This window comes from Rhizobium sp. P1_E1 (assembly GCF_056406015.1).
The window spans coordinates 23,679-47,500 of record NZ_JBFUAY010000038.1 but is presented as its reverse complement, the minus strand read 5'-3'; the positions used below and the strand labels follow the sequence as shown (position 1 = coordinate 47,500).

Below are 23,822 nucleotides of genomic sequence, written 5' to 3'. Positions count from 1 at the left end.
CGCCCGTCCCGTGCGCAACCATGMGCTCGATGGCATAATGGGTCTTGCCGGTATTGGTCGGCCCGAGCACCGCGGTCACACCGCGCCCACTCAGAATCATCGGCTGCGAAGTCAGAGTCATGAGTCCATGCAAATGAGGCGGGTGGCCCCAGGAAAATCTCGGCTCCTCGAGGAAGCCAGTGAACACATGGACAGCTGCCGCCGCAAACGCAAGGGCAGATTTCAAAATGCCTCGGGGATTACGACCTTTGCGAGTCCCGTGGAGCGCCCGAATTGCCGATTCGGAACAGCGTGAGAACGAATCAGCGACGAATCGGTGACTCCAGCTGATTCAGCTTTTGTTCACGGCTAAGTATTGATTTTGAATCACTTTTTCCCACTAGATGCTGAATCATGAGACTCTCTCTTGTTCGTATTTTCGCCATCGTGAGTGACCGATTCCCGCCTGATCTTGAACCGGCGAAAATCCGCCCGATATTAACCTCTCGACCAAAGCCGGAACGAATCGGAGACGAATCGCTGACTCCGCCTTTTTCGCCTTTCGTTCACGGCCACATCTGGTAGCAGCTTCAGGTCCGGGCGCTAGATGCGGATCGGCGGCAGGGGCCTTCGTTCCACCTCATCGCACCGGCATTAATCTTTCGGGAGCCGGATTCAGATCGCGTTAAACTGCGGCAGCCGATACGGGTGCCGAGTGCAGGCGTCGATCAAAGAGGGAACGAATCGCTGACGAATCGGCGACATCACGATTTTCCCGCTTTGTTCACCGCAACATATTGTATTTAAAGGAGTTTTTAACCATACGGGTGATTTCCCGGGATGGTCGAATTCGACCGACGCTGCGGACCGTTTGTGAAAGCTGTCATGCTCCTCAGAAAACCGCAAACAAGGTTTCGTCACATTTCGAGAGCTTAGCCGGGAACAAAAATCGCCAATAAGTGTTTCTTGTCCATTCGAATTGCAGATGAAATGAAGGGAACACACTATGCTCGGCACGATACTTCTTGTTATCCTTATTCTGCTTCTGATCGGAGCCCTGCCGAATTGGGGTTACAGCCGTGGCTGGGGCTATGGACCTTCTGGCGGTTTGGGGCTAGTTCTCGTCATTATCATTATCCTTGTACTCATGGGCCGCGTCTAAAGGCCTACAAACCTGGGGAGTTACGACATGATGAAGAAGATTGTTCTTATTGGTGCGCTCGTCGGCGCTCTGGCATCCTGCACGGCGACCGAGCAAGGTACGGCGATCGGCGCCGGCACCGGTGCGGTCATTGGCGGTGTCGTCACCAACAGCTGGGGCGGCGCAGCCGTCGGCGCCGTTGCAGGCGGTCTGACCGGTGCTCTGATCGGTCATTCGGTCGAACGCCGCGGCTACTGCGTCTATCGCGACCGCTACGGCCGCCGCTACGAGGCTCGTTGCCGCTAATCGGCAAAGGCATATCGGACTCCCGACGGGCGCTTCGGCGCCCGTTTTCTTTGCCGCTCACACCCGTCAACGAGTCGTTGACACTCGGTTGCGAAAGTCAAATCTACCGCCGCCCGACGGGCAGGCCCATATCTCCTTCACGAGCGCAACGGACAGGCAGAGCCGCCCGGCGCACCGGAAAGGAACGTTTCCATGAACCAGATTTTCCTGAATTCCCTCGTCGCCGCTCTCATCGCATCGGCTTTCCTGACGACCGCGATATCAGCCCTCAGCAGCGGCGACCGCTCGCTCGCCAAAGTCCCAGCCAGAGTTCGGAAACAGCGACATCCAAACACCGAYCGCCGGTCTTGATCCAGCAAATGAAATAAGCGATGGCGCGTCTCCCGGCGCGTCATCGCTTTGAATCTGCCGATAATCCGTATTACCGACTCGAGGAATGGAATTGCCTAGGCGAAGTATTGCCCACCATTGGCCGTCAGCGTCGAACCGGTGATGAAGCCGGCATCGTCGGAGACGAGGAAGGTGACGCAGCGCGCGATCTCTTCCGGTTCGCCGAGACGGCCGACGGGGATCTGCGGAATAATGCGTTCATTCAGCACCTTCTCCGGCACGGCAAGCACCATTTCCGTTCCGATGTAACCGGGGCAAATGGCGTTGACGGTGATGTTCTTGTTTGCCCCTTCCTGCGCCAGCGCCTTGGTGAAGCCGAGATCGCCCGCCTTGGCCGCCGAATAATTCACCTGGCCCATCTGGCCCTTCTGCCCGTTGATCGACGATATATTGACGATACGGCCGAAGTTGCGGTCACGCATGCCGGTCCAGACCTGATGCGTCATGTTGAACAGGCCGGTGAGGTTGGTATTGATCACCTCGTGCCACTGCTGCTGCGTCATCTTGTGGAACATCGCGTCGCGGGTGATGCCGGCATTGTTGACGAGGATTTCGACAGGCCCGATCTCGCTTTCGATCCTGGCAATTCCCTCGCCGCAGGCGAGGTAATCCGAAACATCCCATTTGAACACCGGAACGCCGGTGACATCATGGAAGGCTTTGGCCTTCTCGTCGTTGCCCGCATAGCTGGCCGCGACCCTGTATCCGGCGTTTTTCAGTGCCATGGATATTGCCGCGCCGATGCCGCGTGTACCCCCAGTGACCACAGCCACTCTGCTCATGTTCCGCTCCCCTTTTGTTTTTCGCCCCGCCGCGTGGCGGGATCTTCAATCAAACATGGATCGTATGCTATTTAAAGCGCTTCAAAGCACATGGCCACACCCATGCCGCCCCCGATGCAAAGCGTGGCAAGACCTTTCTTCGCACCGCGGCGCTTCATTTCGAACAGCAGCGTGTTGAGAACGCGCGCGCCGGAGGCGCCGATCGGGTGGCCGATCGCGATCGCCCCGCCGTTGACGTTGACGATCGACGGATCCCACCCGAGATCCTTGGTGACGGCGCAGGCTTGCGCCGCGAAGGCCTCGTTGGCTTCAACGAGATCGAGATCGTTCACCGACCAGCCGGCCTTCTCGAGCGCCTTGCGCGAAGCCGGGATCGGTCCGGTGCCCATGATCTGCGGATCAACACCTGCCGTTGCCCAGGAAACGATGCGAGCGAGCGGCTGGATGCCGCGCCGGACTGCCTCCGCTTCACTCATCAGCACCGCCACAGCGGCACCATCGTTGAGGCCGGACGCGTTCGCGGCCGTAACCGTGCCGTCCTTGTCGAAGGCCGGGCGCAATTTCCCCATCGCCTCGAGCGTGGCGCCGTGACGGATATATTCGTCAGCATCGACCGTAACGTCGCCCTTACGTGTCTTGATGACGTAAGGGATGATCTCGTCGACAAAGCGGCCGGCCTTCTGCGCTGCCTCCGCCTTGTTCTGCGAGCTGACGGCGAATTGATCCTGGTCGTCGCGCGAAAGCTGCCACTGGCGCGCAACATTCTCGGCGGTGATGCCCATGTGGTAGCCGTGGAAAGCGTCGGTCAAGCCGTCCTTGATCATCGTGTCGATCATCTTCATGTCGCCCATCTTGACGCCGCCGCGCAGATGCGCGGCATGCGGGGCCATCGACATGGATTCTTGGCCGCCGGCAACGATGATCTTGGCGTCGCCGGTGGCGATCTGCTGCATGCCGAGCGCAACCGCGCGCAGCCCCGAGCCGCAAAGCTGATTGACGCCCCAAGCGGTCGCCTCCTTCGGAATGCCGGCCTTCATCGCCGCCTGGCGGGCCGGGTTCTGGCCCTCGCCGGCGGAGAGCACCTGGCCGAGGATCACCTCGTCCACCTCGCCGGGATCGACGCCGGCGCGCTCGAGCGCGCCCTTGACGACGGCCGCCCCGAGCTCATGCGCGAGAACCGTCGCGAAAGCGCCGTTGAAAGCGCCGACTGCTGTTCGCCCTGCACTGGCGATGACGATGGATGGATTGCTCATGGGGACGCTCCTCGTTTTCGTCTCACTTACATAAGTGGAAACTGGCAAAGCTTGGAGCACAAGTCAAACGCGAAGACCGGCTGCCGTCATTTTTCGGCAGCAGCCCGCGAAAGCCCGATTCATCTGCTCTGTGAAAGGTTTGCCGCATCGCACAAAGAGATTGTCACCGGCCTTCTTTTGCGTTTACAGTCTCAACTGGAGGAATATCCATAAATCAGACGGGGGTTCAGGAGACTGATATGGCGAAGCATGAGGGTCAGATTGTTATCAAGAAATACGCCAATCGCCGCCTATACAACACGGGCACCAGCACTTACGTGACGCTGGAAGACCTGGCGGAGATGGTGAAGAAGGGCGAAGAATTTACCGTACAAGATGCAAAAAGCGGAGATGACATCACCCATTCGGTGCTGACCCAGATCATCTTCGAACAGGAATCAAAGACCGGAAACACACTGCTCCCCATCTCCTTCCTGCGCCAGCTCATCACCTATTACGGCGACCAGATGCAGATGGTCGTGCCGAGCTTTCTCGAACATTCGATGCGCTCCTTCACCGAACAACAAGCCCAGATGCGCGAGCAGGTGACCCGCGCTTTCGGCGAAACGCCGCTCGGCAAGAACCTGCAGTTGCCGATGCAGATGGTCGAGGACCATGTTCGCCGCAACACCGAGCTGTTTCAGCAGGCGATGCAGATGTTCTCGCCCTTCATGACGCCGCCTGCCAAGGAAAGCCGCAAGGCCGAGGCCAAGGATATCGACGAGCTGAAGGAACAGCTCCGCGCCCTTCAGAACAAGCTCGACAACCTATAGTCCGATCGAGACATCCCGCCCGGCGCTTCGGATCGACACGGCAAAACCGCCGATGACATCGATCAGAGCGATCGTCATCAAAATGAAGAATACCTGCGTCGCAGCATCCCGGACGAGCAAAAACTCGACCAGGAAGGCGATGAAGACCAGCATCGACAACATGTGGTTGACGAGATTGCCGGGACCGGTTCTGGTCGCTTTGAGAATTTCGAAGAACAGCACGACAAGTGCGATGACGATGAAAAGATCGCCGAGCGCCATGCTCCAGATCGCGCCCGAGATCATCGACAGCACGATGATATCATGCTGCAGTGCCGGAATGCCACCATCGCCCATCAGGCCCAGCATCGCCAGATTGTAAAGAATAAACGGGATAATCATCAGGGGCATGGCGGCTATCATCGGCAATCTCCCAGCGCATCATGCTTTCCGAAAATCGGATGCGATTTTCGGAAAGCATGATGCGTAGCTTCAAAGTGCTACAGCGTCCTTTGCGCGTCTGAAAAGACGCGCGGCACAGTAGCGCGCAAGAAGAATACTGCCGCAAACCGTTGTCTGACTGCAAGTCATTGCAAATATTATATTGTCGAAATGCAAAAGGCCGGCATGACGCCGGCCTTGAAACTTCGATCGGACAAGCCGGATCGGGAAATTATGCGCTTTCCTTCGGCGTCAGGACCTGGCGGCCGCGATACATGCCGGTCTTCAGGTCGATATGATGCGGGCGGCGCAGTTCGCCGGAATTCTTGTCTTCGACGTAGGTCGGAGCCTTCAGTGCGTCTGCCGAACGGCGCATACCGCGCTTGGACGGGCTTGTTTTTCTCTTCGGTACAGCCATTTCACTTACTCCACTTGCGGGCAAAACATTCCCACGGCCAGACTGGCGGCCGAAACGGACATGTCGCGATTTCGGAATTTGGCGCGCTTATACATGCAAGGTGTGGCCTTGACCAGTCCCCATACGTATTTTTTGCGAAGCCGATGATTCCAGGCTCAGACTTCGTCTTCCGGCACGATCCAAGGCTCGGCGCGGGCCGCCTCTTCCCATTTCCGCCAGGCCGGATGCGCCTTCATGGTCTCCATATAGGCCAGGATATCGTTTCGGCTGACGAGATCGTAGATGTCGAACCGGTTGACGACAGGCGCAAACATCGCATCCGCCCCGCTGAACGCGCCAAACAGAAATGGTCCGCCGGATTGCTGCAGCAGGTCGCGCCAGATCGTCTCGATGCGGCTGATATCGGCGTCGACACCATCCGGCAGCGCGATCTTGCCCTTCGGCCGGCGGATATTCATCGGGCAGGCGCTACGCAGCGCCCGGAAGCTCGAGAGCATTTCCATCGAAACCGAACGGGCGAGCGCCCGCTCGGCACGATCCCTCGGCAGAAGGCCGGCGTCCGGATAAAGCTCGGCGACATACTCGATGATCGCCAGCGATTCCCAGATCTTCAATGCGCCGTGCTGCAGGATCGGCACCCGCCCGGTCGGCGAAATCGCCTTGATATTGGGATTGCCACCAGGATAGTCGAAGGGGATCAGGACTTCCTCGAAATCGACGCCGGCGCCCGTCAGCGCCATCCAGGGCCGGAACGACCAGGAAGAGTAGTTCTTGTTGGCAATGTACAGCGTCGGTTTATCCATGGGCCTCTCCCGTTCAGGCTTCGAAATCGAAAATCAGCAATTCGTGGAAATGGTTCATATCCTCGAACACGCAGAATGCCGGCGGGGTCAGCTCGAGAACAGGGGCCTTGCGGCGGATATCGTCGGCCACCTCATCGAGCATCGCCTGCCAGCGCGGCAAGGCTTCATCCTCCAGCCGTTCGATCGCATAGGCAAAGCTCATGTGGAACTTGTATTCCTCATGGCTCGGCTGGCGATAGCCCAGAAGATCAGCCAGCGCATTGCGCCAGGCGCGCATGACCCTGCGGTCGTTCTCCGTCGCCCCGTCGACGAGCAGGCCCGATGGGCGAGCGTCGACGATGGCGACCTTGAAGGGATCGAACATCGAGAAACCTTCGAGCCTGGCCGCCATCAGCGCGGTCATGTCTTCGATCGGCGTATCGAGTGGGAGGTCGCCCGGCCAGGAATCCTGCCGGCGCCTGGTCTCGATGACACCTTCGAAAAGCGTCATGTGAATGCTTGATATCGGCGTGAAGAGGAACTGCGGGGCCTCGGGCATCGCCAGATATTTCTCACGCGCCTCGATCAGCGCCGTCYGCGTCTGCGAGCCCTTCTCGAGATGGCAGACGATGGTGTTGCCGGCTTCCGGCAGAAAGCCGCCGACCTTGCGATAGCGGCCGCCGAGATGGACGGGCGGGGTCGGATTATGCCTCTTCGAATAAAGGAGGAGTTCGGGCGAAAACGTCGTGGTGGTCATGGGCGACTCGGGGGCTCTGGTTGGACTGCATTCGCCCATATGGCAGAACCAAGAATGTCAGATGACACTTGCCGCTTCTAGAGCATGATGCCGAAAAGTGTGAGCGGTTTTCGGACGACATCCTGCTCTAACGACAAGTTCTGATGTCAATCATAGATGCACCTGATGTAGTCGCCTGAACCTTGTGCGCGTCTCTCGATGACGCCGGCCAGCCGGCGAAGGCCTCGTCCAGGCTTGCCGGCATTGCGGTCGATCGGGTTCGGCAGCGAGACGGCAAGCAGCGATGCCTGGCGCCGCGTCAGCTTCGAGGCCGGCACCTTGAAATGATGCTGGGCCGCGGCCTCGATGCCGTAGATGCCGGGACCCCATTCAGCAATGTTGAGATAGATTTCCATCAACCGCCGTTTCGACAGGACGAAATCCGTGGTCACCGCGAGCGGAAGTTCCAGCGCTTTGCGCACGAAGGAGCGGCTGTTCCAGAGGAAGAGGTTCTTCGCCGTCTGCATCGGAATGGTACTGCCGCCGCGTGTCGCCTGACCTTTCAGCGTATCCTCGACCAGCATGCGCATTTCCGCCCAGTCGACGCCACCGTGAAAGCAATATTGCCCGTCCTCCGACATCATCACCGACTGCACCACAACCGGGGCGATGTCATCAAGCGACACCCATTGCCTGTCGTAACCACGCAGCAGCACGAGATCGCGCAGCATCAGCGTCGAGACGGGGTGAATGAAGGGCAGCAGATAGAAAAAGATCAGTGCATAGGGAAGGATCAGCAAGATCAGCACGGCAAGAACAATGCGTTTCAACACACGCCGGTCTTCGAACCATCGCCGACGAGCCGGCATGTCGACGCTGTCCTCTCTCTCTGGCGCTATATCCAATGTCCCCAAGTCCGATTTCGCTCCTGTCGTTCTCATAACGCCTGTGCAGAGCTTATGCCAGAGTGCGTGGCGAATCTTGCTGCCGCCATCGACAATTCCGTTGCAAGCCCGTGGGCGCTCATGCCAAACAGCGCCCATGGACGCGAACCGGGACACTTTCGAGACGAGGCTGAAGAACAACGCCCACGAGATCGAGGCGCTGCTCGACCTATTGCTCTCGCCGAGCAGCCTTTCCGATGAAATCGCCAGGCCCGAGACGCTGCGCGATGCCATGCATTATGCCGTGCTGAACGGCGGCAAGCGGCTGCGCCCGTTTCTCGTCGTCGAAAGTGCAGCCCTTCTCGGCGGCGACGCAGAGGCGGCACTTCGCGTCGGCGCCGCCCTTGAATGCGTTCACTGCTATTCCCTCGTGCATGACGACCTGCCGGCCATGGACGATGACGACCTGCGCCGCGGCAAACCGACGGTACACATCAAGTTCGACGAAGCGACGGCAATCCTCGCAGGCGACAGCCTGCTGACCTACGCCTTCGACATCATCGCTGCGCCGGAAACGACCCTTCCCGATACCAGCAAGGCATCGCTGGTGCTGGCCCTTGCCCGCGCAGCCGGTCTCGGCGGCATGGCCGGCGGCCAGGCGCTCGATCTCGCGGCGGAAAAGCAGGCCCCCGACGAGGCCGCCATCATCCGCCTGCAGGCGATGAAAACCGGCGCGCTGATCCGCTTCGCCTGTGAAGCCGGCGCCGTCATCTCGGCAAGCCCGCCGGAAGATCGCCGCCGCCTGCGCGCCTTCGGCGAAAAGATCGGTCTTGCCTTCCAGCTTGCAGACGACATTCTCGACCTGACCTCGGACACCGCGACCATGGGCAAGGCAACCGGCAAGGATGCGGCCCGCGGCAAGGGAACACTTGTAGCTCTTCGCGGCATGGAATGGGCCGAAGCCCAGCTCCGTCAGCATGTCCGCGATGCTGAGGCGCTGCTTGCCCCCTACGGCCCCCGCGCCTCGATCCTCACCGCCGCGGCACATTTCATCGCCGACCGGAAGAACTGACATCCCCAGACCCGCCTCCGGCGTTGGGGAGCTTTGACTGTTCCCCGACGCCGATGATCCGATCGTTCAGGCGCCGGCTAAAACAGGCGCCTGAACCGCAGCGGTTCGCCGCCCCAGGATCGCAACGATCATCAGACCGCCGACGACGCTCAGATGCTCGATCGCAAACAGCATCTCGAGAAAGGCGGCTTGGCCGCTCATCGACCAGAAGGCGTGCGCGATCGGGATCGTCAGCACGGTAAAGACGCCGAGAGCGCCCGCCCCGAGCCAGATATGCCGACCGGAGATGACAAGGGCGGAGCCGGCTAGCTGCACGAATATGACGGCAATCGCCGTCGGCGCAGCAGGCGCAAGACCGTAGTGCTCCATCTCTGCGATCGCGGTCGGGAAGTCGAAGAGCTTCGCAAGCCCGCTCGACCAGAAGACCAGCGTCAGCAGAATGCGGGCAAAGATCCGAAAGCTGCTCGATGCCAGCAGGCGATCGACATGATGCATTCTCATTGTTGATTCCTCGATAGTCGAAAGGATTGGGATCGGCGTCCTAGCGCTTGCTCCCCGGGGCCGCGGGCTCACGCCTGCGGCGGCGGCGGAATGTCGATGCCGAAACGGGCGGCCGTCGCGACGATCTTCGGAACGTCGGGCGCGCTCATCGGCGGAAAGGCTGTCGTGCCGGGTGCGACCGGCTCGCCGACCGCCATGAAGAACTCCTCATGCAGATCGCCGGGGAAATTGATCAAAAGCAGCTTCGAGGGCGTCTCGGCAATATTCCGGAAGGAATGCAGCGTGCCCGGAGAGACGTGGACGAAATCGCCGGGGCCGCAATGCTTGATCTCGTCGCCGACGACGATCTCGTAATGGCCTTCGAGGATGAGAAAGGCTTCCTGATCCGTCTGCGTGTGCGGCGGCGGGCCGGCGTTCGGAGCCGTATAGGCTTCGATGACGGTGAAGCTGCCTTTGGTATCCGCGTAGCGGGCACGAAAGGTGAGGATATTGCCAAGAAAATGGACGGTCATCGGCGCAGCGGCGTCGGACCGGCCGGAAAGGGGAGCGGAATTCATCGACTTGTGCCTTGATTTGATTGTGATACACTAAACTCTTAATGAGACATAAATCTCATAACGAGGCATGAATGGACAGTCAAGAAAAAAGATTCGAGAGGGTCAATCAAAAGCGTCGCACGCGTGTCGAGTTGCTGCGTGCCGCGCGCGAGATCATAGAGAAAGGCGGCCACCCCTCGGTCGCCGAAGTGGCCGATCTCTCTGGCATTTCGCGCGCGACGGCCTACCGATATTTCTCGACGCCGGATGAAATCATCCGCGAGGCGGTCCTCGATGGCGTTGCGGATGTGATCAAGATCCCGCCAGCGCGGAACGACATGGGCGATGCGGAGGTCGGCCATCGGCTCGACGACCTGGTCTCGCAGATCTTCAAGATGGTCATCGACAATGAGGGCGTCTTTCGCGCGCTTCTCGGCAGCTCGGCTGTCGGCCAGGCGCAGGTCCGCCGCGGTGGCCGCCGCATCGCGTGGCTGAAAGAGGCGATGTCACCGCTGCAGGCAACCATGCCGCCGAAGAATTTTCAGCGCCTCGTCCACGCACTGTCGCTGGCGGTTGGCATAGAGGCACTGGTGGTGATGCGTGACATCTGCGAGCTGGAGCCCAAGGAAGCGGAGAAGGTTCTGCGCTGGACCGCAAAGACCTTGCTTGCCGGCGCCATGGCCGAAAGCTGAGGAAATCGGTGGGCTGCTCAGGCCGCCAGTATGTCCTTGAGAGCGGAAACCAGGCGCGCGCGCTCCTCGTCCGTGCCGATGCTGATGCGCAGGAAATCCGAAATACGTGGCTTGGCGAAATGCCGGACGAGAATGTTCCGCTCCCGCAAGCCGGCTTGAAGCGCTACACCCGATTGTCTCTCGTGCCTGGCAAAAACGAAATTGGCCTGGGACGGCAGGACCTCGAAGTGCAGCGTTTCGAGTTCGGAGACGAGGCTTTCCCGGCTGGCGATGATTTTCCTCCGGCATGTCTCGAACCACGCCTCATCCTTGATCGCCGTCGCGGCGAGCTGCGCCAGACGATCGAGCGGATAGGAATTGAAACTGTCCTTGACCCGCTCCAGCGCCTCGATCAGCGGCCGCTGCCCCAGCGCGAAACCGATGCGCAGACCTGCAAGCGAACGGGATTTCGACAGGGTCTGAATGACAAGCAGATTGGGATGCGTGGATATCAGCGGGCTGGCGCTTTCACCGCCGAAATCGATATAGGCCTCGTCCATGACGACGACTGCATCCGGATGGGCGGCAAGAAGTGCCTCGATGCCGGCAAACGGCAGGCCGATGCCGGTCGGCGCATTCGGATTGGGGATGATGTACTGGCTCATCCGAACCTATGGGCGCTCATTCCGCCGCCGTCCGCTGGCCGAACCGTTTCTCGATATAGTCGACAACCAGAGCCTCGAAGTCGGCGGCGATATTGGGACCGCGCAGCGTCAGCGCCTTCCGCCCGTCGATGAAGACCGGGGCCGCCGGCGTCTCGCCGGTGCCGGGAAGCGAAATGCCGATATCGGCATGTTTGCTTTCGCCCGGCCCGTTGACGATGCAGCCCATGACGGCGACGTTCAGCGCCTCGACGCCAGGATATTTTTCGCGCCAGACCGGCATGTTCTTGCGGATGTCGTTCTGGATGTTCTGGGCAAGCTCCTGGAACACGGTCGACGTCGTGCGTCCGCACCCCGGACAGGCCGCAACCACGGGTATGAACTGGCGGAAGCCCATGACCTGCAGGATTTCCTGCGCCACCTGGACTTCGCGCGTGCGGTCGCCGTTCGGCTCGGGCGTCAACGATACGCGGATCGTATCGCCGATGCCCTGCTGCAGCACGAAGCCCATCGCCGCCGACGAGGCGACGATGCCCTTGGTGCCCATGCCGGCTTCGGTCAGGCCGAGATGCAGCGCATGATTGGAGCGTTCGGCGAGCATGGAATTGACGGCGATCAGGTCCTGCACCTGGCTGACCTTGGCCGACAGGATGATGCGGTTGCGCGGCAGGCCGATCTCTTCGGCGAGGGCTGCAGAAAGCAGCGCCGATTGCACGATCGCCTCGCGTGTCACCTGCCGGGCCGAAAGCGGCGATCCGGCTTCGGCATTCTGGTCCATCAGCGCCGTCAGCAGATCCTGGTCGAGCGAACCCCAATTCACGCCGATGCGCACCGGCTTGTCATAGCGGATCGCCATCTCGATAATCTCGGCGAACTGCTTGTCCTTCTTGTCCTTGAAGCCGACATTGCCGGGGTTGATGCGGTATTTCGCCAGCGCCGCGGCACAATCAGGATGATCGGCGAGCAGCTTGTGGCCGATATAATGGAAGTCGCCGATCAAGGGCACGTCCATGCCGAGGCGCAGCAGCCGCTCGCGGATCTTCGGCACGGCGGCCGCACTCTCGTCGCGGTCGACGGTGATACGCACCAATTCCGAGCCTGCGCGGAACAGAGCGGCGACCTGCGCGACGGTCGAATCGATATCGGCCGTATCGGTATTCGTCATGGATTGCACGACGACCGGCGCCCCGCCGCCAACGATGACACCGCCGACATCGACGGCAACGGAAGCGCGGCGCGGTTTCGGATCAAAATCGGCGGCTGAAGACATGAAGAGTTCTTGCACCCCTATAGACAGTGCTTTTCAGGTGGATCAAGGCCGGCTGCTTGTCAACCGCCCCTGATATCACTTTTGTTGGGAGGCGGCTCAGTGACCGCCTCCGGAGGTCCCATCGGCATAGTGGGCCAGCTTGGAGAGCAGGAGAACGACGAGCAGCAGCACCGGCAGCGCCATGAAAACGACGGCAAAGCCGATATGCTCGGCGACGAAGCCGATCAACGATGGCGCAACCAGCATGCCGGAATACCCCATGGTCGTGACCACCGAGATGGCGATGCCGGGCTTGAGACCGGGTATGTTGCCCGCCGCCGAGAAGGCGATCGGCACCATGTTGGAAATGCCGATACCGCAAAAAGCAAAGCCCAGGATGGCAAGCTCGGCATTGGGCGCCAGGCCTGCAAGCAGCATGCCGACAATGGCAAACAGCGTGCAGATGCGCAGCGTCTTGACGCCGCCCAGACGGTCGCGCACCAGGTCGCCGGCAAAGCGCATGATTGCCATGGTCGCCGAAAAGGCTGCGAAACCAAGGCCGGAAAGTGCCACGGATGCATCCATTTCCTGCCGAAGATAAAGCGCACCCCAGTCCAGAACCGCACCTTCCGGCACCATGCTGAACAGCGCCATCAATCCGAGCAGCCACGGCAGCGGCACCATCGGCAACTTCGTCTTTTCCTTCTTGGTGTCGGGATGCGGCGGATCCGCAAGGACCATCGGCCAGGCGACGGCAACGAAGATTGCCGCCAGCAACGTCGCCAGTTGCGCATGGCCGAGAATGCCGAGCTTGGAGATCACGATGCCGCCGAGACCGGAACCGATCAGTCCGCCAAGGCTCCAGAAAGCGTGGCAGGACGACATGATGGCGCGGCGCATGGATTTCTCGACCGACACCGCATTGGCATTCATCGCCACGTCCATTGCGCCGATGAAGCCGCCGAACAGGAAGAGCGAGATTGCCCCGGTGAGCACATTTGGCGCGAGCGTCAATGCCAGAAGCAACGGCAACACGCAAAGAGCCAGTATCTGGACGACGACACGCGAGCCGTGTTTGGCGATCTGCGCACCGGCGAGCGGCATCATGACCAGCGAGCCGACGCCGAAGACGAGGATCATCAGCCCAAGCTCGAACTTCGTCAGCGCCAGACGCTCGGCAAAATCGGGGATCTTCGGCGCCCAGCAGCCGACGACAAAACCGTTCATGAGAAAGAGCAGAGAAACCGCCGCCCTGCTTCTGGTAACGAAGCCGCTCCGGGCTCCCGGCTTACTCACATGAGTATCCATTTTCCGATCTTTCCTCATTGCCGGGCTTGCTCGCGCCCGCTTTCCCTAAACTCTGTGATGGGGCCTCAGTTCGTTTTCTCGGCGAGAACAGTCCTGCATCCGCGCTCACGGTAACGGGCGAGAATGGTCGGATCGGCATCGTGCTCAACGACCAGGCATTCGCAATGCGCAACTGGCAGGATGCTATGGGGGGCAGCAGTGCCGAATTTCTCCGAGGTTGCAGCCACCAACACCCTCTTGCTCCTGGACGTCGCAAACCGCTTGAACTCCGCATCCTCGAAGCCGAACACCGTGATGCCGGCCTCGAGATCGACGCCGCAGGCGCCGAGAATGCAGAGATCTGGCGAAATCTGCTCCATATCCCGCAACGCCTTGGCGCCGAGCGCACCGCCCGTCTGTCGATCCACCATTCCGCCGATCAGGATGACGTTGACGGCCGGCTTGTCGATCAGCGCTGCGGCAATCGCCGGCGCATTCGTCGCAGCCGTCAGTGCAAGTTCGGCCGGCAATGCGTTGGCAATCGCCAGATTGGTGCTGCCAGCGTCGAAGAACACGGTCGAGCCGGCGGCAATCTGCTTTGCCGCAGCGCGCGCCAGCGCCTGTTTCCGGTCTGCGGCAAAGCCGATACGCTGCGTCAGGCTTCCATGCGCCGGCGAGACCGGCAATGCACCGCCATAGACCCGCTCGCAGAGCCCTGCCGCTGCCATCTCGCGCAGGTCCCGCCGCACCGTATCCTCGGAGACGCCGAATTCGAGCGCAAGCTCCGTCGCCAGTACGCGGCCATTGAGCCGCAGCCTCTCGGAAATCACGCCTTGGCGCTCTCGCAACAGAAAATCCTGCATGTTCCTACCGAGTTCGTAGCTTACAAATTAAAAACGTGCATAAACGCTTACGATCATGCAGGCAATATGCACGGTTACACGTTTTCTGACGTTTGGAAATAAAGCTCCACTACCGGAAGGAATAAGCCCTATTGACCGGTCCGAGAGGCGGGAATATCGATTGGTCATTCCCGATTCCCGCCGGCATATCCGCCACCTGGTGCGTTCCCCCGTGAAAAACTCCGTCAGCCTGGGCATCCTGCTCACGACCGTCGCCTATATGGCGTTCACCTTCCATGACGCGATCATCAAGATCCTGGCTTCCAGCATTCCCGTCTGGCAGATCCTGTTTTTCCGCAGTCTCACCATCCTCGTCGGTTGTCTTGCCTATGGCCGCGGCAAGCTCGTCCATCAGACGATGACATCGCCGATCATCAAGCCGATGATCGCCCGCAGTATCCTTCTGCTCTGCGCCTGGCTTTCCTATTATTCCGCCGCAAGCCGCCTGCAGCTTGCCGAAGTGACCACGCTTTATTACGCCGCCCCTGTCGTCGGCACCTTACTTGCTTGGCTCATCCTGAAGGAGAAGGTCACGCCGACACGTTGGCTGGCCGTCGGCGTCGGTTTCGTCGGCGTCCTTATCGCCTGCAATCCGATCGGCCTCACCATCTCCTGGCCGGTCTATCTGGCGCTGCAGGCGGCCGTGCTCTGGGYCTCTGCCATGGTGCTGCTGCGCAAGACCTCGCTGCACGAGAAGACCATTATCCAGCTCACCGTTTCCAACGTCTTTTTTCTTGCCATGACCGGCATTGCCGTGATCTGGACATGGCAGACCCCCGATATGACGCAGCTCGCGCTCCTCATTGCCACCGGCGTCGTTGCCGGCTGCGCGCAGTTCGCCCTTTTCGAAGGCATGCGTCAGGCGCCCGTCTCCGTGCTTGCGCCATTCGAATATACATCTCTCGTCTGGGCCTTCCTGTTGGGTTATCTGATCTGGGCCGACATCCCCACGCCCAATGTGGTTGTCGGCGCAGCGATGATCCTCGGCGCCGGATTGATCATCATCGTCAGCGAAAAACTGCGCCGCCGCATCACCGCCTGATGCCTGTTTCTGCAGGATTCTCGGTTCGAGCGGCCGTTTGAGAAAAATATTTGCAGTTGCTGCTTTTATTCGCAGTTTTCTACGCTTCCGGCGCCATGATTTTCTGCCAACTATCCCCATCCGAAACACCTCCCAGGATGGATGAAACAATGAACTGGTTGAAAACCGCCGCTGCCGCCGCCCTCATTCAGGCTGCAGTCCTCCTGCCTGCTCATGCCGGTGAAAACCTCGCCGCCATCAAATCGGCCGGCGTCTTCAAGATCGGTACCGAAGGCACCTATGCGCCCTTCACCTATCATGACGAAAGCGGCAAGCTCGTCGGCTTCGACGTCGAGATCGGCGAAGCGATCGCCGCCAAGCTCGGCGTCAAAGCCGAGTTCGTCGAAGGCAAGTGGGACGGCCTGATCGCCGGCCTCGACGCCAAGCGCTACGACACCGTCATCAACCAGGTCGGCATCACCGAAACCCGCAAGCAGAAGTATGATTTCTCCGAGCCCTATATCGCCTCCAAGGCGGTGCTGATCGCCCGCGACGGCGACGACAGCATCAAATCCTTCGCCGATCTGAAGGGCAAAAAAGCCGCCCAGTCGCTGACCAGCAACTTCGGTAAGCTCGCAACCGAAGCCGGCGCCGAGCTCGTCGGCACCGATGGTTTCGATCAATCGATCCAGCTCGTATTGACCAAGCGCGCCGACGCCACGATCAACGACAGCCTCTCCTTCCTCGATTTCAAGAAGCACAAGCCGGACGCGCCGGTGAAGATCGTCGCCGAGCAGGAAAATGCCGATTACTCCGGCGTCATCATCCGCAAGAACGAACCGGAGCTTCTCGCCGAAATCAACAAGGCGCTTGCCGACATCAAGGCCGACGGCACCTATAAGAAGATCGCCGACAAGTATTTCGGCCAGGACGTTTCCAAGTAATTTGAACTGAAGAAAAGTCCCCTCCCCAACCCCTCCCCACAAGGGGGAGGGGCTTAGCCGGCGGACCGCCTCATCTCCAAATAATCGCGTCGGCCTGCCGCTCGGTCGCTATTTCTTGCGAGGCGACACCTAGATAAGTCCCTCCCCCTTGTGGGGAGGGGTTGGGGAGGGGTATTTCGAGTATCACGACCCAACCGACGAGAGAGAACTCCCTTGGCGCACTGGCTCCAACTGATGGCGGAATCACTGCCCTCGCTCCTGTGGGCGGGGCTGATCTTCACCATTCCTCTGACCCTGCTATCCTTCGTCTTCGGCCTGGCCCTCGGGCTCGCCACCGCAATCGCCCGGCTCTTCGGGCCGATGCCGCTTTCGGCCATCGCGCGCTTCTATGTCTGGGTCATCCGCGGCACGCCGCTGCTCGTGCAGCTCTTCGTCATCTTCTACGGCCTGCCGAGCCTCGGCATCCTGCTCGATGCCTTTCCGGCCGCCCTCATCGGCTTCACGCTGAATATCGGTGCCTATAGCTCCGAGATCATCCGCGCGGTCATTTCCTCAGTACCGAAGGGCCAGTGGGAAGCCGCCTATTCGATCGGCATGAGCTGGCGCCAGGCGATGAGCCGCACCATCCTGCCGCAGGCAGCCCGCGTCGCAGTGCCGCCTTTGTCGAACACCTTCATCTCGCTGGTCAAGGATACCTCGCTTGCCGCCGCCATCACCGTGCCCGAGCTCTTCCAGGCGGCGCAGCGCATCGTCGCCACCACTTATGAGCCCTTGATCCTCTATATTGAGGCGGCGCTGATCTATCTCGTCCTGAGCTCCGTCCTCTCGCAGCTGCAGGTGCGGCTGGAACGCCGCTTCGCGCGTTATGGCGGCATGCTGGAGGCAAACGCATGATCGAGCTTTCCAATATCGAAAAGCGCTTCGGCGATGCGGTCATCCTCAAGGATATCAGTATCCGCATCCCCGAAGGCAGCGTCACCGCGCTGGTCGGGCCTTCGGGCGGCGGCAAGAGCACGCTTCTGCGCTGCATCAACCTGCTCGAAATTCCGACCGCCGGTTCCATCCGCCTCGGAGAGGAAAGGCTGGCCTTCGCACCGGGCAAACGAACAAGCTGGTCGGCGATCCAGAAGATCCGCCGCCAGACCGGCATGGTCTTCCAGAATTTCCAGCTCTTCCCGCATCAGACCGCGATCGAGAATGTCATGGAAGGCCTGGTAACCGTACTGAGATGGCCGAGGGAAAAGGCACGCGAGCGTGCGATGGAATTGCTGACCAAGGTCGGCATGACCCATAAGGCCGATGCCTGGCCTTCGACACTGTCGGGCGGCCAGCAGCAGCGCGTCGCGATCGCCCGCGCACTGGCGCCGTCGCCGCGCGTGCTTCTCTGTGACGAGCCGACATCCGCCCTCGATCCCGAGCTTTCGGCCGAAGTGGTCGATGTGCTGGGCCAACTTGCCAGCGAAGGCACGACGATGGTGATGGCGACCCACGATCTCCGGCTCGCCTCGAAGATCGCCAATGACGTGGTTTTCCTGGAAGCCGGGAGCGTCGTCGAAACGGGCAGCGCCAGAGCGATCTTCAGTGCACCGGAGCGCGAACGCACCAAACGTTTCATTTCGACGATCAACGCCGCCCATACTTACGATATCTGAGCTAGAGCATGATGCCGAAAAGTGTGAGCGGTTTTCGGACGACATCATGCTCTATTTCTTTGATTTAGATCCGGATTCAGATTTTAGGCCAACCTGGCCTAAAATCATCCGGATCTAATGCCGGGATGCGAACATCCCGGCATTGCTGGAACTCCAATCAGGAGGCCGTGACGACCGAGCGCGCCGCCTTCAGCGCATTGCCCCACCAGGTGAGCTGGTCGAGCTGGTTCTTCGCCGCTTCGTTGAGATGCGCGTAGTCGCTGAGGCTCTTGCCTTCCTTCAGGACGCCGAGATATTCGCCGAGCGCGATATGCACGCCCGTTTTCACCGACGCCGCACCCATTTCCACGAAGATCAGGCGAAGATGCTCGACCGCACGTGCGCCGCCGACGCCGCCGTAACCGACGAAACCGACCGGCTTCTGGATGAACTCGCCGAGGTCGATGGCGTTCTTCAGAACCGCCGTCGGAGCGTGATTGTACTCGGCAGCGGTGAAGATGAAGCCGTCGAATTCACGCAGCTTCTTTTTCCAGCGCTCTGCCGTTTCGCTTTCAGCGGTCGTCGCACGCTGCTCACCGAAAAAATGCATGGGGTAGTCGAGCAGGTCGAGAACCTCGACCTCGATGTCCTGGCGCTCGGCGGCGATAGCGGCAATCCACTTGGCCGGATGCTCGGCAAAACGGCCGATACGCGTGCTGCCGACGATGACGGCAATCTTCAATTTGCTCATGGAGATGATTTCCTGATGGGTCTTGGGGGCAGGTGGTAAGAGTGCAAGTCTATGAGAAAGCCTCCGCGCCGGGCAAGGCGCGAAGGCTGCGGACATTCGAAAAATCAACTTTTTGACAGGCCGATCGTACACAATCGAGTGAATGGAGCCGGCTCGCAAAGTCGGCTGATGGGCGTCTTTGCGAGGACGGCAGCCATTCAACCTGCGTAAACGACGAGCAGGTCCTTGGCGTCGATCTGGTCGCCGGCGCGCACCAGCACCTCGGAAATGGTGCCGTCCTTTTCCGCATGCAGCGCCGTTTCCATCTTCATCGCCTCGATCGAGACGAGCACGTCGCCGGCATTGACGGCTTGGCCGGGTGAGACGAAGACACGGCTGATGACACCCGGCATCGGCGCGCCGACATGAACGGCATTGCCCGGCTCCGCCTTGCGGCGGACGGCCGCACCCGTCGCCCCATGCGCCCGGTCCGGCACCTTGATACGGCGCGGCTGGCCGTTGAGCTCGAAGAAGATGGTCACCATGCCCTGGCTGTCGGTGGCGCTCATCGCCTGATTGACGATGACGAGCGTCTTGCCGCGCTCGATATCGGCAAACAGTTCCTCGCCGTCCTTGAGACCGTAGAAATAGGCGGGTGTCGGCAGCACCGAGACCGGGCCGTAGGTATCGGAGGCGAGCGCGAAGTCGGTGAAGACCTTCGGATACATCAGGTAGGAAGCGAATTCGAAGTCGCTGATCTCGCGCTCCAGCTTCGTCTCGATGACTTTACGCTCCGCATCGAGATCGGCCTCCTTGAGCAGCGAGCCGGGACGCACGGTATAGGGCTTGTCGCCCTTCAGCGCCTTCTTCTGCAGCGCCTCGGGCCATCCTGAAGGCGGCTGACCGAGATCGCCCTTCAGCATCGAGACCACCGATTCCGGGAAGGAGACTTCCTTCTCGGGGCTGACGACGTCGGCAACCGTCAGGTCCTGGGACACCATCATCAGCGCCATGTCGCCGACGACCTTGGAAGACGGCGTCACCTTGACGATATCGCCGAACATCTGGTTGGCGTCGGCATAGGCCTGCGCCACCTGATGCCAGCGGGTTTCGAGGCCGAGCGAGCGGGCCTGTTCCTTGAGGTTGGTGAACTGGCCACCCGGCATTTCGTGCAGATAGACTTCGGATGCTGGTCCCTTCAGATCGCTTTCGAAGGCGGCATATTGGTTACGCGCCGCTTCCCAATAGAAGGAAATACGGCGGATCCATTCCGGATCGAGGCCCGGATCACGCTCCGTACCGCGCAACGCCTCGACGATCGAACCGAGACAGGGCTGCGAGGTATTGCCGGAAAGCGCATCCATGGCGGCATCGACGGCATCGACGCCGGCATCGACAGCGGCAAGAACGGTCGCGGCCGCAATACCCGATGTATCATGGGTGTGGAAATGGATCGGCAGGCTGGTCGCCTCGCGCAGCGCCTTGAACAGAACCTTCGCAGCCGCAGGCTTGAGGAGACCTGCCATATCCTTGAGCGCAATGATATGTGCCCCGGCCTTCTCAAGCTCGATCGCAAGGTCGGTATAGTATTTCAGATCGTATTTCGGACGGGCCGAGTTCAGGATATCGCCGGTGTAGCAGATCGCCGCCTCGCAGAGCTTGTTCTCCTCGGCAATGGCATCCATCGAGACACGCATGTTCTCGACCCAGTTCAGACAATCGAACACGCGGAAGAGATCAATACCGCCCCTGGCCGCCTGGCGGACAAAATATTTGACGACATTGTCGGGATAATTGGTGTAGCCGACGCCGTTGGCGCCGCGCAACAGCATCTGCAGCAGAAGGTTCGGCGCGCCCTCGCGGATCAGCGCCAGGCGCTCCCACGGGTCCTCGGTCAGAAAGCGCATGGAGACGTCGAAGGTCGCGCCGCCCCAGCATTCAAGCGACAAAAGGCCCGGCAGCGCATGCGCATAGGTGCCTGCAACACGGGCGATGTCATAGGTGCGCATACGGGTGGCGAGCAGCGACTGGTGGCCGTCGCGCATCGTCGTATCGGTCAAAAGCACGCGCTTTTCGTTGCGCATCCATTCGCCGAATTTCTTCGGGCCGAGCGTGTCGAGGAGCTGCTTCGTACCATCCTTGACCGTATTGCCATTGGCGTAGGGAACCACCGGCTCGGCAGCATTTTGCAACGGCTTCGGCCTGTCCTTGGCCTCGGGATGGCCATTGACGGTGACGTCGGCGAGATAGGTCAGGAGCTTCGTGGCGCGATCCTGGCGCTTCACCTGCTGGAAGAGCTCCGGCGTCGTGTCGATGAAGCGTGTCGTGTAGCTGTTATCCCGGAACTTCGGATGGCCGATGATCGCTTCGAGGAAGGTCAGGTTGGTGGCCACGCCGCGAATACGGAATTCGCGCAACGCACGATCCATGCGGGCGATCGCTTCGGACGGATTGGGCGCCCATGCCGTGACCTTGACGAGAAGGGGATCATAAAAACGGGTGATGATGGCGCCCGAATAGGAGGTGCCACCATCGAGGCGGATGCCGAAACCGGATGCCGAGCGATAGGCGGTGATACGGCCGTAATCCGGAATGAAATTATGCTCCGGATCCTCCGTGGTGATGCGGCACTGCAGCGCATGGCCGTTGAGGCGGATATCCTCCTGGCGCGGCACGCCCGATTCCGCGGTGCCGATCGCAAAGCCGTCGAGGATGTGGATCTGCGCCTTGACGATGTCGATGCCGGTGACGACCTCGGTCACCGTATGCTCGACCTGGATGCGAGGATTGACTTCGATGAAATAGAATTTCCCGGTATCGGCATCCATCAGATACTCGACGGTACCGGCGCCGATATAATTGGTCGCGGCGGCGATCTTCAATGAATAGGCGGCGAGTTCCTGGCGCTGCGCCTCCGAGAGATAGGGTGCCGGCGCGCGCTCGACGACTTTCTGGTTGCGGCGTTGGATCGAGCAGTCACGCTCGAAGAGATGCACGACATTGCCGTGCGTATCGCCGAGAACCTGGCTTTCGACATGGCGGGCGCGCTCGACGAGCTTTTCCAGATAGACCTCGTCCTTGCCGAAGGCGGCCATCGCCTCGCGTTTGGCTTCCGTCACCTCGCGGGCAAGATCCTTTGGATCGCGGATCGCGCGCATGCCGCGCCCGCCGCCACCCCAGGAAGCCTTCAGCATGACGGGGTAGCCGATTTCTTCCGCCATCTTCGCCACTTCAGCCATGTCCTCCGGCAGAGGCCCGGTGGCCGGGACTACAGGGACACCGACCGAAATCGCCAGGTTGCGCGCCGCGACCTTATTGCCGAGCTGGCGCATCGTATCGGCCTTCGGGCCAATGAAGATGATGCCGGCCTTGTTGCAGGCATCGACGAATTCGGGGCTTTCCGACAGCAGGCCGTAGCCAGGATGGATGGCATCGGCGCCGGAGAGTTTCGCGACGCGGATCACCTCCTCGATCGACAGATAACTCTCGATCGGACCCATGTCCTTGGAAAGATGCGGGCCGCGACCGACCTGGTAGCTCTCGTCCGCCTTGAAGCGATGCAGCGCCAGCTTGTCCTCTTCCGCCCAGATCGCCACGGTTTTTATTCCAAGCTCGTTGGCCGCGCGGAACACGCGAATGGCAATTTCGGAGCGATTGGCAACGAGAATCTTGGAAATGGGCAAAACGGTCTCCTCAGACGTTCAGGCGCGGGCAATGCTGCACCCGCGAAGAAAATTCTTAACTTCTTGTTACAGAAAGTTCAATTTCTCTTGCGACTGCGAAATGCAATTTCTCGCCATGCTGAGCAACTCCAGGAAAAGTGCGAAGCGGTTTTCCGTCTGGAGTTGCGTAAAAGTAAAAACCAGAGCGGTTCCGCTTCGATCAGAAGCGGAATTGCTCTAACTTATCAGGCCGTGGCGGAAGGCAAGCGCCACCGCCTGCTGCCTGTTTTTCGCCTTCAGTTTATCCTGCAGACCGTTCATATACCAATCGACCGTGTGGTTTGAGATCTTCAGCATCTTGCTGATCTCCATCGAAGTCATGCCTTCGGCGAGATAATGCAGGATTTCCATCTCGCGCCGCGTCAGCGGCGTGTCGGCCGGCAGGATGGTTTCCAGCGCCGGCGCCTCGCCTTTCAGATCGAGCAACCGCCAGAAGGCCTTGCGCGCCACCGCCTCCAACAATGCGATCTCCACCGGCGACAACTCGATCGGCTTGCCGGCGAGACTGAGGCTGGCGAGAGTACCGTTGCGTCCGTGGATCGGAAAGATGTAGCCGTCCTCCAGCCCGTGGCCAAAGGCATCGACCATCATCTGCTCCATGCGGCGCTGATGCGCATCCTTGTGGAAGGCCGCCATCGCCTCCCGCCAGCGGAAAGGCCGCTGCGCGTGGCCGAGATAGCGCACCATCGGATCGATCAGAGCATATTTTTTCGCGGCATATATCCGCGGCCAATGCTCCGGCCAGCGGCCGGCCAGCGCCGCAGCCCAGGACTCTGGATTCTGCTGCACCGGTTTCTGCGGCAAATGACGCAGCAGGCCGTAATATTCGAAACCGCAACCGTGGAGGATCTGCTCCAGCTCGGTGACGACAGCTTCAGGATTTGAGCATTCTTCCAGAATTACAAGCAATTGAATTAACGAATTAATATTCACAAAAATGCCCCTTGCCCGGACCTGTTGCCCGCATGAGGCCGTCGGCGGCTGGTCAAAC

Annotated in this window: 25 protein-coding genes and 1 pseudogene; 10 read left to right on the top strand and 16 right to left on the bottom strand. The window is 60.3% G+C overall.

The window, feature by feature from the left end; genetic code table 11:
* The first annotated feature begins 985 nt into the window (after positions 1 to 985).
* The 3 genes from AC1D1Z_RS15460 to AC1D1Z_RS15450 all read left to right on the top strand — a co-directional run bounded on the left by AC1D1Z_RS15460 (position 986) and on the right by AC1D1Z_RS15450 (position 1,777).
* Positions 986 to 1,141 (top strand): DUF3309 family protein, encoded by a 156-nt coding sequence (locus AC1D1Z_RS15460; RefSeq protein ID WP_007632343.1) that lies wholly within the window; start codon positions 986 to 988, stop codon positions 1,139 to 1,141.
* 27 nt (positions 1,142 to 1,168) lie between these two features.
* Complete coding sequence (locus AC1D1Z_RS15455) at positions 1,169 to 1,426, top strand: YMGG-like glycine zipper-containing protein (protein WP_018244057.1); 258 nt, start codon at positions 1,169 to 1,171, stop codon at positions 1,424 to 1,426.
* Between the two features lie 192 nt (positions 1,427 to 1,618).
* A complete protein-coding gene (locus AC1D1Z_RS15450; protein ID WP_165505467.1) occupies positions 1,619 to 1,777 on the top strand; it encodes a hypothetical protein in 159 nt (52 codons plus the stop codon).
* 95 nt (positions 1,778 to 1,872) lie between these two features.
* Here the strand turns inward: AC1D1Z_RS15450 and phbB are convergent, their stop codons facing one another.
* The gene (gene phbB, locus AC1D1Z_RS15445; RefSeq protein ID WP_026230971.1) at positions 1,873 to 2,598 is read right to left on the bottom strand and encodes a beta-ketoacyl-ACP reductase; all 726 of its coding nucleotides are present in this window, start codon (positions 2,596 to 2,598) and stop codon (positions 1,873 to 1,875) included.
* Between the two features lie 71 nt (positions 2,599 to 2,669).
* Positions 2,670 to 3,851 carry an acetyl-CoA C-acetyltransferase gene (locus tag AC1D1Z_RS15440; protein ID WP_018244060.1) on the bottom strand — a complete coding sequence of 394 codons (1,182 nt, stop codon included), beginning with the start codon at positions 3,849 to 3,851 and terminating at the stop codon, positions 2,670 to 2,672.
* Positions 3,852 to 4,090: 239 nt separating this feature from the next.
* Here AC1D1Z_RS15440 and phaR point away from each other — a divergent pair, with 239 nt between their 5' ends.
* Complete coding sequence (gene phaR, locus AC1D1Z_RS15435) at positions 4,091 to 4,663, top strand: polyhydroxyalkanoate synthesis repressor PhaR (protein WP_003543798.1); 573 nt, start codon at positions 4,091 to 4,093, stop codon at positions 4,661 to 4,663.
* Here the strand turns inward: phaR and AC1D1Z_RS15430 are convergent.
* The 5 genes from AC1D1Z_RS15430 to mtgA form a co-directional block, all read right to left on the bottom strand.
* Positions 4,658 to 5,065: a hypothetical protein gene (locus AC1D1Z_RS15430; RefSeq protein WP_003543801.1), complete on the bottom strand. Its 408-nt coding sequence runs from the start codon at positions 5,063 to 5,065 to the stop codon at positions 4,658 to 4,660. The genes phaR and AC1D1Z_RS15430 overlap by 6 nt on opposite strands.
* A gap of 250 nt (positions 5,066 to 5,315) precedes the next feature.
* On the bottom strand, positions 5,316 to 5,501 hold the full coding sequence (gene rpmF, locus AC1D1Z_RS15425) for a 50S ribosomal protein L32 (RefSeq protein ID WP_003543812.1): 186 nt from the start codon (positions 5,499 to 5,501) through the stop codon (positions 5,316 to 5,318).
* A gap of 155 nt (positions 5,502 to 5,656) precedes the next feature.
* A complete protein-coding gene (locus tag AC1D1Z_RS15420) occupies positions 5,657 to 6,304 on the bottom strand; it encodes a glutathione S-transferase family protein (protein WP_018244061.1) in 648 nt (215 codons plus the stop codon).
* Positions 6,305 to 6,317: 13 nt separating this feature from the next.
* Positions 6,318 to 7,040 carry a DUF1868 domain-containing protein gene (locus tag AC1D1Z_RS15415; protein WP_477851076.1) on the bottom strand — a complete coding sequence of 241 codons (723 nt, stop codon included), beginning with the start codon at positions 7,038 to 7,040 and terminating at the stop codon, positions 6,318 to 6,320.
* 146 nt (positions 7,041 to 7,186) lie between these two features.
* Positions 7,187 to 7,924, bottom strand: coding sequence for a monofunctional biosynthetic peptidoglycan transglycosylase (gene mtgA / locus AC1D1Z_RS15410; protein ID WP_018244063.1), 738 nt, complete (start codon positions 7,922 to 7,924; stop codon positions 7,187 to 7,189).
* A gap of 136 nt (positions 7,925 to 8,060) precedes the next feature.
* Here mtgA and AC1D1Z_RS15405 point away from each other — a divergent pair, with 136 nt between their 5' ends.
* The gene (locus AC1D1Z_RS15405; RefSeq protein WP_131605696.1) at positions 8,061 to 8,975 is read left to right on the top strand and encodes a polyprenyl synthetase family protein; all 915 of its coding nucleotides are present in this window, start codon (positions 8,061 to 8,063) and stop codon (positions 8,973 to 8,975) included.
* A 66-nt stretch (positions 8,976 to 9,041) separates the two neighbouring features.
* Here the strand turns inward: AC1D1Z_RS15405 and AC1D1Z_RS15400 are convergent, their stop codons facing one another.
* Positions 9,042 to 9,476 carry a DoxX family protein gene (locus tag AC1D1Z_RS15400; protein ID WP_018244065.1) on the bottom strand — a complete coding sequence of 145 codons (435 nt, stop codon included), beginning with the start codon at positions 9,474 to 9,476 and terminating at the stop codon, positions 9,042 to 9,044.
* 68 nt (positions 9,477 to 9,544) lie between these two features.
* Complete coding sequence (locus AC1D1Z_RS15395; protein ID WP_112905534.1) at positions 9,545 to 10,033, bottom strand: cupin domain-containing protein; 489 nt, start codon at positions 10,031 to 10,033, stop codon at positions 9,545 to 9,547.
* Between the two features lie 71 nt (positions 10,034 to 10,104).
* Here AC1D1Z_RS15395 and AC1D1Z_RS15390 point away from each other — a divergent pair, with 71 nt between their 5' ends.
* The gene (locus tag AC1D1Z_RS15390; protein WP_131605697.1) at positions 10,105 to 10,704 is read left to right on the top strand and encodes a TetR/AcrR family transcriptional regulator; all 600 of its coding nucleotides are present in this window, start codon (positions 10,105 to 10,107) and stop codon (positions 10,702 to 10,704) included.
* Between the two features lie 17 nt (positions 10,705 to 10,721).
* On the opposite strand, the pseudogene AC1D1Z_RS15385 reads toward AC1D1Z_RS15390, so the two are convergent.
* From AC1D1Z_RS15385 to AC1D1Z_RS15370, 4 genes and pseudogenes are all read right to left on the bottom strand, one after another.
* Positions 10,722 to 11,336: pseudogene (locus tag AC1D1Z_RS15385) on the bottom strand (pyridoxal phosphate-dependent aminotransferase); the annotation flags it as partial.
* Between the two features lie 28 nt (positions 11,337 to 11,364).
* Positions 11,365 to 12,615 carry a flavodoxin-dependent (E)-4-hydroxy-3-methylbut-2-enyl-diphosphate synthase gene (ispG, locus tag AC1D1Z_RS15380; RefSeq protein ID WP_018244068.1) on the bottom strand — a complete coding sequence of 417 codons (1,251 nt, stop codon included), beginning with the start codon at positions 12,613 to 12,615 and terminating at the stop codon, positions 11,365 to 11,367.
* A 96-nt stretch (positions 12,616 to 12,711) separates the two neighbouring features.
* Complete coding sequence (locus tag AC1D1Z_RS15375) at positions 12,712 to 13,902, bottom strand: MFS transporter (protein WP_028733595.1); 1,191 nt, start codon at positions 13,900 to 13,902, stop codon at positions 12,712 to 12,714.
* Between the two features lie 65 nt (positions 13,903 to 13,967).
* Positions 13,968 to 14,744 carry a DeoR/GlpR family DNA-binding transcription regulator gene (locus tag AC1D1Z_RS15370; protein ID WP_028733596.1) on the bottom strand — a complete coding sequence of 259 codons (777 nt, stop codon included), beginning with the start codon at positions 14,742 to 14,744 and terminating at the stop codon, positions 13,968 to 13,970.
* 211 nt (positions 14,745 to 14,955) lie between these two features.
* Here AC1D1Z_RS15370 and AC1D1Z_RS15365 point away from each other — a divergent pair, with 211 nt between their 5' ends.
* The 4 genes from AC1D1Z_RS15365 (at position 14,956) to AC1D1Z_RS15350 (ending at position 18,400) form a co-directional block, all read left to right on the top strand.
* Positions 14,956 to 15,825 carry a DMT family transporter gene (locus AC1D1Z_RS15365; protein ID WP_477851071.1) on the top strand — a complete coding sequence of 290 codons (870 nt, stop codon included), beginning with the start codon at positions 14,956 to 14,958 and terminating at the stop codon, positions 15,823 to 15,825.
* Between the two features lie 149 nt (positions 15,826 to 15,974).
* Positions 15,975 to 16,748 (top strand): amino acid ABC transporter substrate-binding protein, encoded by a 774-nt coding sequence (locus AC1D1Z_RS15360; RefSeq protein WP_018244072.1) that lies wholly within the window; start codon positions 15,975 to 15,977, stop codon positions 16,746 to 16,748.
* A gap of 213 nt (positions 16,749 to 16,961) precedes the next feature.
* Positions 16,962 to 17,642, top strand: a complete 681-nt coding sequence (locus tag AC1D1Z_RS15355; protein WP_018244073.1) for an amino acid ABC transporter permease — start codon at positions 16,962 to 16,964, stop codon at positions 17,640 to 17,642.
* The gene (locus tag AC1D1Z_RS15350) at positions 17,639 to 18,400 is read left to right on the top strand and encodes an amino acid ABC transporter ATP-binding protein (protein WP_131605698.1); all 762 of its coding nucleotides are present in this window, start codon (positions 17,639 to 17,641) and stop codon (positions 18,398 to 18,400) included. The genes AC1D1Z_RS15355 and AC1D1Z_RS15350 overlap by 4 nt, the downstream gene beginning before the upstream one ends.
* 157 nt (positions 18,401 to 18,557) lie before the next feature.
* On the opposite strand, the gene AC1D1Z_RS15345 is transcribed toward AC1D1Z_RS15350, so the two are convergent.
* The 3 genes from AC1D1Z_RS15345 to AC1D1Z_RS15335 form a co-directional block, all read right to left on the bottom strand.
* Positions 18,558 to 19,130, bottom strand: a complete 573-nt coding sequence (locus tag AC1D1Z_RS15345; RefSeq protein WP_130653291.1) for an NADPH-dependent FMN reductase — start codon at positions 19,128 to 19,130, stop codon at positions 18,558 to 18,560.
* 197 nt (positions 19,131 to 19,327) lie between these two features.
* Positions 19,328 to 22,792, bottom strand: a complete 3,465-nt coding sequence (gene pyc / locus AC1D1Z_RS15340) for a pyruvate carboxylase (protein ID WP_113542544.1) — start codon at positions 22,790 to 22,792, stop codon at positions 19,328 to 19,330.
* A gap of 216 nt (positions 22,793 to 23,008) precedes the next feature.
* On the bottom strand, positions 23,009 to 23,764 hold the full coding sequence (locus tag AC1D1Z_RS15335) for a helix-turn-helix transcriptional regulator (RefSeq protein WP_131605699.1): 756 nt from the start codon (positions 23,762 to 23,764) through the stop codon (positions 23,009 to 23,011).
* Positions 23,765 to 23,822 lie beyond the last annotated feature (58 nt).

Excerpts from the sequence above, each read along its gene's own strand:
- AC1D1Z_RS15460 (WP_007632343.1), top strand. The coding sequence starts at position 986 with ATGCTCGGCACGATACTTCTTGTTATCCTTATTCTGCTTCTGATCGGA.
- AC1D1Z_RS15455 (WP_018244057.1), top strand. The coding sequence starts at position 1,169 with ATGATGAAGAAGATTGTTCTTATTGGTGCGCTCGTCGGCGCTCTGGCA.
- phbB (WP_026230971.1), bottom strand. The coding sequence starts at position 2,598 with ATGAGCAGAGTGGCTGTGGTCACTGGGGGTACACGCGGCATCGGCGCG.
- AC1D1Z_RS15440 (WP_018244060.1), bottom strand. The coding sequence starts at position 3,851 with ATGAGCAATCCATCCATCGTCATCGCCAGTGCAGGGCGAACAGCAGTC.
- phaR (WP_003543798.1), top strand. The coding sequence starts at position 4,091 with ATGGCGAAGCATGAGGGTCAGATTGTTATCAAGAAATACGCCAATCGC.
- AC1D1Z_RS15430 (WP_003543801.1), bottom strand. The coding sequence starts at position 5,065 with ATGATAGCCGCCATGCCCCTGATGATTATCCCGTTTATTCTTTACAAT.
- rpmF (WP_003543812.1), bottom strand. The coding sequence starts at position 5,501 with ATGGCTGTACCGAAGAGAAAAACAAGCCCGTCCAAGCGCGGTATGCGC.
- AC1D1Z_RS15420 (WP_018244061.1), bottom strand. The coding sequence starts at position 6,304 with ATGGATAAACCGACGCTGTACATTGCCAACAAGAACTACTCTTCCTGG.
- AC1D1Z_RS15405 (WP_131605696.1), top strand. The coding sequence starts at position 8,061 with ATGGACGCGAACCGGGACACTTTCGAGACGAGGCTGAAGAACAACGCC.
- AC1D1Z_RS15400 (WP_018244065.1), bottom strand. The coding sequence starts at position 9,476 with ATGAGAATGCATCATGTCGATCGCCTGCTGGCATCGAGCAGCTTTCGG.
- AC1D1Z_RS15395 (WP_112905534.1), bottom strand. The coding sequence starts at position 10,033 with ATGAATTCCGCTCCCCTTTCCGGCCGGTCCGACGCCGCTGCGCCGATG.
- AC1D1Z_RS15390 (WP_131605697.1), top strand. The coding sequence starts at position 10,105 with ATGGACAGTCAAGAAAAAAGATTCGAGAGGGTCAATCAAAAGCGTCGC.
- ispG (WP_018244068.1), bottom strand. The coding sequence starts at position 12,615 with ATGTCTTCAGCCGCCGATTTTGATCCGAAACCGCGCCGCGCTTCCGTT.
- AC1D1Z_RS15375 (WP_028733595.1), bottom strand. The coding sequence starts at position 13,902 with ATGGATACTCATGTGAGTAAGCCGGGAGCCCGGAGCGGCTTCGTTACC.
- AC1D1Z_RS15370 (WP_028733596.1), bottom strand. The coding sequence starts at position 14,744 with ATGCAGGATTTTCTGTTGCGAGAGCGCCAAGGCGTGATTTCCGAGAGG.
- AC1D1Z_RS15360 (WP_018244072.1), top strand. The coding sequence starts at position 15,975 with ATGAACTGGTTGAAAACCGCCGCTGCCGCCGCCCTCATTCAGGCTGCA.
- AC1D1Z_RS15350 (WP_131605698.1), top strand. The coding sequence starts at position 17,639 with ATGATCGAGCTTTCCAATATCGAAAAGCGCTTCGGCGATGCGGTCATC.
- AC1D1Z_RS15345 (WP_130653291.1), bottom strand. The coding sequence starts at position 19,130 with ATGAGCAAATTGAAGATTGCCGTCATCGTCGGCAGCACGCGTATCGGC.